Below are 8,077 nucleotides of genomic sequence, written 5' to 3' on the forward strand. Positions count from 1 at the left end.
CGCCCAGATCAAGCGCGCCCAAAATGCGATCTCTGTCTTCTTTTTCGACGATACCTTCAGAATGGCCAAGATTGAGCGCGCCTTCGATCTCTTCTTTGACGGCAAGGATTTGGCTGTCGGGATCGGTTTGAACACCGAAAATACGTAAAACACCGCGCACCAAGAGCCGCACCGCATTCACTATGGGGGAGAAGACGGTGATCACCAGTTGAATAACGGGCGAGACGAGCGCGGCGGCGCGTTCGGCGTTGGTGATGGCGTAGGTCTTTGGCAGAACCTCTGCAAAAATCAAAACCAACAGCGTCATGACCAAGGTGGCAAGGGCCACGCCGTTGTCGCCAAATGCGCGCGTGAACAGCGCCGTTGCCAGCGATGTCGCCAGAATGTTAACCAAGTTGTTGCCAAGAAGAACCGAGCCAATCAGTCGTTCGTTGTCTTCTGTAATGTCGAGCGCACGCTGAGCGCCGCGCGATCCCTTGTCTGCTTGCGCGCGCAGTTTCCCGCGCGATGCAGCAGTAAGCGCAGTTTCAGAGCCAGAGAAAAATCCCGAAAGCACGAGCAAAAATAGGATCGACCCTGCGGTGATCCAAAATGCACTATCAAGAATTGGTGTTGTCGCGTCCATCGGGCTTGTCTTTCTTTATGCTCTTAGTCTTATGGGGGCGGTCGGGCGGCACTTCAAGGGAACGGATCATGCGCGTTGCACATTTGGGGGAATTGACAGGGGAACTCACTGTTTTTGGGGGACCTTATTCAAATATTCAGGCGCTTGATGCCTTGCTCGCGGCTGCGCGTGGGCATTTGATCTGCACGGGTGATTTGGTGGCCTACTGCGGAGCGCCCAAAGAAGTCATCGCAAGAACCCAACAGGCAAACGTTTATGTTGTGGCGGGGAACTGCGAAAAACAGCTCGCTGCGCGCGCGTTGGATTGTGGGTGCGGTTTTGAGGAGGGAACAACCTGTGATCTTCTGTCCGCCGCTTGGTATGATTTTGCCAACAGAAGTGTTGATGAACACGCGCGCGATTGGATGGGCGGGTTGCCTGACATCGTGACGTTTGAGCACAGCGCGCGAAGGTTCGCGGTGATCCACGGCGGTGTCACCGATGTGGCCCGCTTTATCTGGAGCAGTTCAGAGCGGCAGGTATTTGATGAAGAACTTACAGCGTTAAGAACCTTATACGGCGACGTTGATGTGGTCATCTCTGGACATTCAGGGATCGCATTTGAGCGCCAAATTAGCGATGTGCGCTGGGTGAATGCGGGCGTTATCGGTATGCCGCCCCATGATGAAACCCCCGAGACAGAATTCTTGTGCATCGGCGCTGATGGGGGTTTTCGACTGGAAAAGCTGGTCTATGACGTCGATGGCGCGGTCGGCGACATGGTTAAGGCTGGTTTAACCCAAGGCTACCACACCGCTCTGCAAACGGGTATTTGGCCCTCCGAAGATGTTCTGCCAGCGGACCTTCGACGCTAATCTTCGTCTTTTGCAAGGGGATGGTGGGTTAGAACCAACTCCTGCAAACGGGCCTCTAACACGTGTGTGTAGATTTCTGTCGTAGCTACATCCGCATGCCCGAGCAGCGTTTGAATAGAGCGCAAATCAGCGCCGTTCTCGAGCAAATGTGTTGCAAAAGCATGTCGCAATGTGTGCGGCGTCACCTTTGATGGCATCACACTGGAATGCACGGCTAACTCTTTGATCAGAATGTAAAACCTGTGACGGGTAAGGTGACCCTCTTTGCCGCGGGACGGGAAGAGAAATCTGGAAACGGGTTTCCCTTTGAGGCGCGCGTCCTCTTGCGTGTTTTCCCAAGAAGACAGCCATGCGGCGAGCGCCTCTTTGGCGGGGGGTGACAGGGGCACCATGCGTTCCTTGTCGCCTTTGCCGCGGATGAGCAACATGCTTGGATTGCCGCGTGCGGAGGCGACGGGTAGGGACACGAGCTCTGTCACGCGCATACCCGTGGCGTAGAGCAGCTCCATCAAACATGTGTTGCGCAGACGATCAGATGGGGCGCGTCCGACCTCGCGAGACGCGCTGAGCAAAGCATCGACCTCTGCCATGGACAGAGTTTTGGGAAGCCGTTTGTCACGCCCGGGGCCTGCGATTTGAATCGCCGGATTGTCGCTGCGCCAGCCTTCTTCAAAGCCGAACCGATAGAGTTGTTTGATCGCGGAAAGCCGTCGCGCGCGTGTGGATTTTGCAAGACCTTGCGCATCGCAATCGATCAAATAGGCCTCCACATCGTCGCGCGTCGCGGTATCGAAACTCATATTGCGATGTTCAAGCCAGCCAGAAAAATCTTTCAGATCGCGTGCATAGGCCAGTTGCGTGTTGGTTGCCGCGCCGAGTTCTGCCGCTTGCGCATCCAGAAACGTGGAAATCCACCTCTTATGTTCTGCTTGGGCTGTCATTGCTAACTGCTCATACGGAGGAGCAAAAGTTGCAAAGCGCTGCGTCGCGCCGTGTCTTCGAGACCGACACTACGCAGAAAACCTAGGCCGTTTTGAATGGCGATGGGATCACCGTTTGACCCTGCGGCTGTCAGCGACATTGCGCGCAAGATAGCTTCGCCGAGGCGCGCGTCTTGCGCCATCTCTTTCAGACGCTCAGGCACAGTCTCACCTGAAAAGGCGGACACGATGGCGGGGTAAAGCGTATGAGGCCCGTCCGACAGAGGTTCACCAATAGCGACGCTTTGCGCAGCTTTGATCGCAGCGTTTGAGCTTTCGCGCCGCGCGGCCTGTTCATAAATAGGGGACAAAAGGGCAATGCGCGTGATCAAATCCGCGTCGCTGGCGGTGCCTGTATCGGGCAAATCGAGCAGGTTTTGCGCAAATAACGTTGAGAATGGGATTTGTAATTGCGCGTTCTGCATCAAGGACCAAGCGCGCCGCGTTTGTTTCATTGCGGCAATTGGATCACCGGATTTCAATGCGGTTTCAAGCCGTTGGATCGCTTCAACGCGGTCCCAAACACCGCCCGAGGCAGATGGAATTCGGCTGGTGTAGATGCCAAGCAGTCTATTTTCAGAGATCGCGCCAACGCGGGCCAATCGTTCTGCTGCCTCTAATTGCGGTTTCCAACCCGCATCTCCCGACAGGTCCGTCGCCGCAAATGCACGGGGCAAAGACGCGGTGGGCAGAGCTTCGCCGACCGCCTCAAACAAACGGAATTGGAGCACGGTTGGACGCGCGAGGGCTGGTGGTAGTTGGGACTCTTCAAAGAGTTCGGGATCAAGAAAACGTTCAAGCAAAGCGACATCGATCTTGTCCAACGCCCCGATGGCATCGCCCGTTGAAAGCGTGAGCGCCGCATTGTCCCAGTTTTGCGATTGGGCGTCACAGTATATACGCTGCTCCAAATCACGGCTGAGGCCGGGATCAATCGAGAGCGCTTTGCAGGGCTCATGTGCATCGCCGTTCAGCAAAGCTGTATCAAAGTAGAGATCAAACAAATCAATATGCGCTGGATCAGCGCGCTTTAGCAGCGCGGATGCAGGATCAAGTGCGCCAAGGGCGAGCAGTTTTTGGACACGCGCGCGCATGAATGTGCTGGTGTGTGCATCATGTGGCGGATCAGCCTCAGCCAGCAAAAGCGTGTAAAGGAGCGACTGAAGAGCGGGCTTTCCTTCGACATTGAGCGCTTCAATCAGCGCGACAATCGTGTCTGTTTCGCTCTCACCCCAAAGGGTTCTGGGCAATCCGGTTACGGTGCTTGGCAAAAGACCTGCCGCGGCGCGCACGGGGGCGCCAAGCGGCGTGACCGTCACCTCGGGCGTTGTAACGGAGCCAGCGACGGGCGGTTCGTCAATTTTTTCTGGTGCATTCAAGGGCGTGATCGGCACGACCACCTGTTTGGGGCGTTTTTCGAGCCATTCAATTGCCGAAAGCGGATCGGTCGCTGCCAAAGATGTCGCCGTGCCAAACGCGAGCACCGCGGAAAGGGCGAGCGTGTGCTTAGCTGTCGCCATTCACATCCACCGGAATTCGTATTTCTTTCAAGGGCGCAGAGAAATCAGCGCCAAAAAACGGACCGACATAGGCATAGGCCACGAGCGCAATCCCAGCGAGAATCGCAAGATAGATCAACCATTTTATGATACGTCCCATAGTGCCTGATCCTTGCCTGCTTGTCGTCTTTTGTCACGTTTATATATGGTCTTTTCGGTAAGTTCACGTCATTGAAGGCATGAATTCGAAATTTGGCGGGCATTGGCCGACGCCCTGGCTCTAGATTTGGACCTAATGAACTGGAAATTGCATAAAACGGTGGTTTTGGTTGGCATGATGGGTGCTGGCAAGACGGCTGTGGGCAAGGCGCTCGCTGCGACTTTGGATGTGCCATTTCTTGATTCGGACGCAGAAATCGTCAGCGCGGCCAACATGAGCATTGCCGAAATTTTCGAACGCGATGGCGAGTCGTTTTTCAGAGCGCGCGAAAGCGAAGTGATAGCGCGCCTGTTGGAAGGGCAACCTTGCGTGCTCTCGACGGGCGGCGGAGCATTTCTAGCGAAGCGCAATCGCGAGATGATTTCGACCCACGGTGTCTCTGTGTGTTTGGACGCGTCATTGGAGCTGATTTGGAGCCGTGTACGCAACAAAGACACGCGTCCGCTTTTGCGTACAGCAAACCCTTATGAAACACTGCGCGACCTTTATGATACCCGCGCTGGTATCTATGCGATGGCTGATATTTCTGTCGAAGCGGACGCGAAATATTCGATTGAAGACATGAGCGCGCGGGTTGCGAAAACGCTGCTGTCGCGCCCAGACGTATTAGAAAGAGGCGATGATGCTTGAGGTGGTTCATGTTCCCCTGGAAGGTCGCGAATATGATGTGCGGATCGGACCAGGCCTGATTGCTCGCGCTGGGGCCGAAATTGCCCCGCTACTGGCACGTCCTCGCGTCGCGGTCGTCACAGAAAGCAACGTCGCGCCGCTGCATTTGGAAACGTTGCGACAGGGTTTGAGCGCTCAAGGCATTGAAATGGTTGCTTTAGAGCTGCCCGCAGGGGAAAGCACAAAAGCATGGCCAGAGTTCACGTGTTGCGTTGAATGGCTGCTGGAGCAGAAGATCGAACGCCGCGATGTCGTCATTGCCCTTGGCGGTGGTGTGGTTGGCGATCTGGTCGGTTTTGCCGCTGCTGTTTTGCGCCGTGGCATTCGTTTCGTGCAAATTCCGACCTCGCTTTTGGCACAGGTTGATAGCTCTGTTGGTGGAAAAACCGGCATTAACGCGCCGCAAGGTAAGAACCTGATCGGTGCCTTTCATCAACCCGCTTTGGTGCTCGCTGACATAGATGCGCTCAATACCATGCCGCGTCGCGATTTTCTCTCGGGATATGGCGAAGTCGTGAAATACGGCATGCTGGGCGATGCGGAATTTTTTGCATGGCTCGAAAAGAACGGCCCAGCTTTGTTAAATGGCGATCAAGCCGCTCGCATCGAAGCGGTGCGTCGCTCGGTGCAGATGAAAGCGGATATTGTTCTGCGCGATGAAACCGAACAAGGGGATCGTGCGCTTTTGAACTTGGGGCATACTTTTTGTCACGCGCTTGAAGCGGCAACAGGGTTCTCGGATCGTCTGCTTCACGGTGAAGGCGTGGCCGTTGGTTGCGCGCTGGCGTTTGAGCTGTCTTCGCGTCTCGCTCTGTGCAGTCAAGAAGATCCAAGCCGCGTGCGCGCGCATCTCTCTGAAATGGGCATGAAGGTAGATTTGTCTGATATCGAGGGCGATTTGCCAGATGCAAAGGCATTGCTCGCTCTTATGGGACAAGACAAAAAGGTAATCGATGGCCAGCTGCGCTTTATCCTAGCGCGCGGGATCGGTGAGGCTTTTGTGACGTCCGATGTGCCAAAAGAGACAGTGCTGACGCTGCTTCAAGACGCGCTTGCTGCGCGCTAAACTCTCTTAACAACGTAATAAAAGAAGGGATTGAGAGGTTATCTCAATCCCTTTTTTGTTTTGCTTAGAACGGGATTTCATCATCCAGATCGCGGGATGGGGCACCGCCGCCGCCACCTTGGTTGCCGCCGCCATAACCGCCGCCACCACCTTGGCCACTGTCATAACCACCACCGCCGCCGCCGCCGTAGCCGCCACCTTGATCACCACCGTAAGAGCCGCCGCCACCGCCGCCGCCTTGGTTGTCACCGCGACCGTCAAGCATCGTGAGCGTGGATGTGTAAGGGCGCAGCACGACTTCAGTGCTGTATTTGTCTTGGCCAGATTGATCCTGCCATTTGCGTGTCTCGAGTTGGCCCTCAAGATAAACTTTGGAGCCTTTACGCAAATATTGCTCGGCCACGCGCGCGAGAGGCTCGGAGAAGATCGCAACAGAATGCCATTCCGTGCGCTCTTTACGCTCGCCCGTGTTACGGTCTTTCCACGTCTCGGATGTAGCAATACGCAAGTTGCACACTTTGCCACCGTTCTGGAATGTGCGCACTTCAGGATCGCGTCCCAAATTACCGATTAGAATTACCTTGTTTACTGAACCGGCCATATCCGCCCCCTGTGAGTGTTCGTATCTTTGCAACGCCGACTCAGTCAGCGAAGTTTTGCCGAACTTACACCACCAGATCATGGTTAAAAACGGAATAACGGCCATGGGGGTAGCGAAGTGGCGAAAACCAGCTATATAGTGCCAGAGTAGGGTAAACGGGGCAGTTATAGATGCGCGCTCATCGATCGCGACATGTCGCAGGTGTTTTTTCCGGTTTGATCTTCGCACTGGCTATGCCGGTTTCTGCGGAGACACTATCGTCGCGCTCACGCGCCAAGCTGTTTAGTTCCCAAACCAAGATTTTGGACAACCGCGCTTCTGAGCAATACAAAGCCTCGGTTCGCCTTAAGCCGCCAACGGTGAACACGCCGACCAAATGGGGAACGGGCGATGGCAGCTCACCCAAATATCGCGGGCGTTACAAGGGCATCTATTCGACCATGGCGCGTAATGCGGCGCGCAAACACGGTATTCCTGAGGATTTGTTCCTGCGGTTGGTCCAGCAAGAAAGCAACTGGAACCCGAATGCGGTGTCCCATGCTGGTGCACAGGGTCTGGCGCAGCTTATGCCCGGCACAGCAAAGTATCTGCGCGTCGATGCCAGTGATCCTGCGCAAAACCTTGAAGGCGGCGCGCGCTATCTCAAAGAACAATATCGCAAATTCGGCTCATGGCGTTTGGCTTTGGCGGCCTATAACGCAGGCCCCGGCGCAGTCGAAAAATACGGCGGGGTGCCTCCCTTCAAGGAGACACGCAACTACGTAAAGGTCATTTGGGGCAGCTAATTACCCCTGATTGGCCCTGTTTTCCGCAAGGAACGGCAGGATAAGCGCCAACATCTCTTGATGAATGACCGTGCGATGGCGCTCGGCTTCTCCGCAGATGTTGGTTTCGCCGGTGATCAGGCCAGATGCGCCAATAATGATGCGCCCCAACATGCTGCATTCACCAATCCCGCTCATGTGCCATGACCCTGGCAGCGCGTGATGCGCGGCATTGGGCATATGCGCTGCGATCTCAATCGCATCGATACCAGCGGGTAAGTCGCCGAGGTCTTCGAGGTTGATCAGCAACGCCGGATGCGCGATGGCGGCGAGGCTGTCTTGCGTCATCGCTTGGGGCAAGGCCGGATCAATCGCGATGCTTGCAGTGATGCGCGCATCTTTGAAGGACGCCTCATAGCGCGGTGCATCGATATCGTTGAAATCAACGCCGCCTGCAGTCATCCAGCCACAATCAAGCTGCCCGATATGATCATCGCAATAGGCGATGTAAGCCGCCTTGCGTACTTCAGCGCCGGCCAAGGCCAATGCACTATGTCCGCCAAGTGAAAATCCCGCGCTGGTAACATCGGTGAGATCAGCCGCGATGCCGGCAATATCCCCAGCTTCAAATGCATCTATGATGGCGCTGAGGTCGGCAGGACGGTCCCAAATTTCAATGGTGCGATGGGGATCGCTGTCCATTGAGGTCGTGCCATGATGGTTAACGCCCGCAACAATGTAGCCTTGCGCGCTCATGGCCGTGGCGAGCCACGCCATTTGCGTCATACGTCCACCAGAA

The 8,077-nt window shown here is 55.5% G+C and carries 10 protein-coding genes; 4 read left to right on the forward strand and 6 right to left on the reverse strand.

Translation table 11 applies throughout. The features are described from left to right. A partial coding sequence (locus tag ABJQ89_RS01090; protein WP_348494433.1) for a CNNM domain-containing protein occupies positions 1 to 625 on the reverse strand: 625 nt, incomplete at its 3' end. Positions 626 to 693: 68 nt separating this feature from the next. On the opposite strand from ABJQ89_RS01090, the gene ABJQ89_RS01095 reads away from it, so the two are divergent. Next, positions 694 to 1,479 (forward strand): metallophosphoesterase family protein, encoded by a 786-nt coding sequence (locus tag ABJQ89_RS01095; protein ID WP_348494434.1) that lies wholly within the window; start codon positions 694 to 696, stop codon positions 1,477 to 1,479. On the opposite strand, the gene ABJQ89_RS01100 is transcribed toward ABJQ89_RS01095, so the two are convergent. Genes ABJQ89_RS01100 through ABJQ89_RS01110 form a run of 3 tightly spaced genes read right to left on the reverse strand, consistent with a single transcriptional unit; the run spans position 1,476 to position 4,118 of the window. Beyond that, positions 1,476 to 2,420, reverse strand: coding sequence for a site-specific tyrosine recombinase XerD (locus ABJQ89_RS01100; RefSeq protein ID WP_348494435.1), 945 nt, complete (start codon positions 2,418 to 2,420; stop codon positions 1,476 to 1,478). The two genes, ABJQ89_RS01095 and ABJQ89_RS01100, sit on opposite strands and share 4 nt — an antisense overlap. Before the next feature lie 2 nt (positions 2,421 to 2,422). After that, a complete protein-coding gene (locus ABJQ89_RS01105) occupies positions 2,423 to 3,979 on the reverse strand; it encodes a hypothetical protein (protein WP_348494436.1) in 1,557 nt (518 codons plus the stop codon). Then, on the reverse strand, positions 3,966 to 4,118 hold the full coding sequence (locus ABJQ89_RS01110) for a hypothetical protein (RefSeq protein ID WP_348494437.1): 153 nt from the start codon (positions 4,116 to 4,118) through the stop codon (positions 3,966 to 3,968). Before ABJQ89_RS01110 ends, ABJQ89_RS01105 begins: the two co-directional genes overlap by 14 nt. Before the next feature lie 135 nt (positions 4,119 to 4,253). On the opposite strand from ABJQ89_RS01110, the gene ABJQ89_RS01115 reads away from it, so the two are divergent. Together ABJQ89_RS01115 and aroB are read left to right on the forward strand one after the other, a co-directional pair. After that, positions 4,254 to 4,808, forward strand: coding sequence for a shikimate kinase (locus tag ABJQ89_RS01115; protein WP_348494438.1), 555 nt, complete (start codon positions 4,254 to 4,256; stop codon positions 4,806 to 4,808). Continuing rightward, on the forward strand, positions 4,801 to 5,913 hold the full coding sequence (aroB, locus tag ABJQ89_RS01120; RefSeq protein WP_348494439.1) for a 3-dehydroquinate synthase: 1,113 nt from the start codon (positions 4,801 to 4,803) through the stop codon (positions 5,911 to 5,913). The genes ABJQ89_RS01115 and aroB overlap by 8 nt, the downstream gene beginning before the upstream one ends. A gap of 64 nt (positions 5,914 to 5,977) precedes the next feature. On the opposite strand, the gene ssb is transcribed toward aroB, so the two are convergent. Then, positions 5,978 to 6,514, reverse strand: a complete 537-nt coding sequence (ssb, locus tag ABJQ89_RS01125) for a single-stranded DNA-binding protein (protein ID WP_348494440.1) — start codon at positions 6,512 to 6,514, stop codon at positions 5,978 to 5,980. A 233-nt stretch (positions 6,515 to 6,747) separates the two neighbouring features. Between ssb and ABJQ89_RS01130 the strand changes: the two genes are divergently transcribed. Then, positions 6,748 to 7,299: a lytic transglycosylase domain-containing protein gene (locus ABJQ89_RS01130; protein ID WP_348494442.1), complete on the forward strand. Its 552-nt coding sequence runs from the start codon at positions 6,748 to 6,750 to the stop codon at positions 7,297 to 7,299. Here the strand turns inward: ABJQ89_RS01130 and ABJQ89_RS01135 are convergent. Then, a partial coding sequence (locus tag ABJQ89_RS01135; RefSeq protein ID WP_348494441.1) for a hypothetical protein occupies positions 7,300 to 8,077 on the reverse strand: 778 nt, incomplete at its 5' end.

Source organism: Planktotalea sp. (assembly GCF_039984035.1).
Lineage (GTDB): Bacteria > Pseudomonadota > Alphaproteobacteria > Rhodobacterales > Rhodobacteraceae > Planktotalea.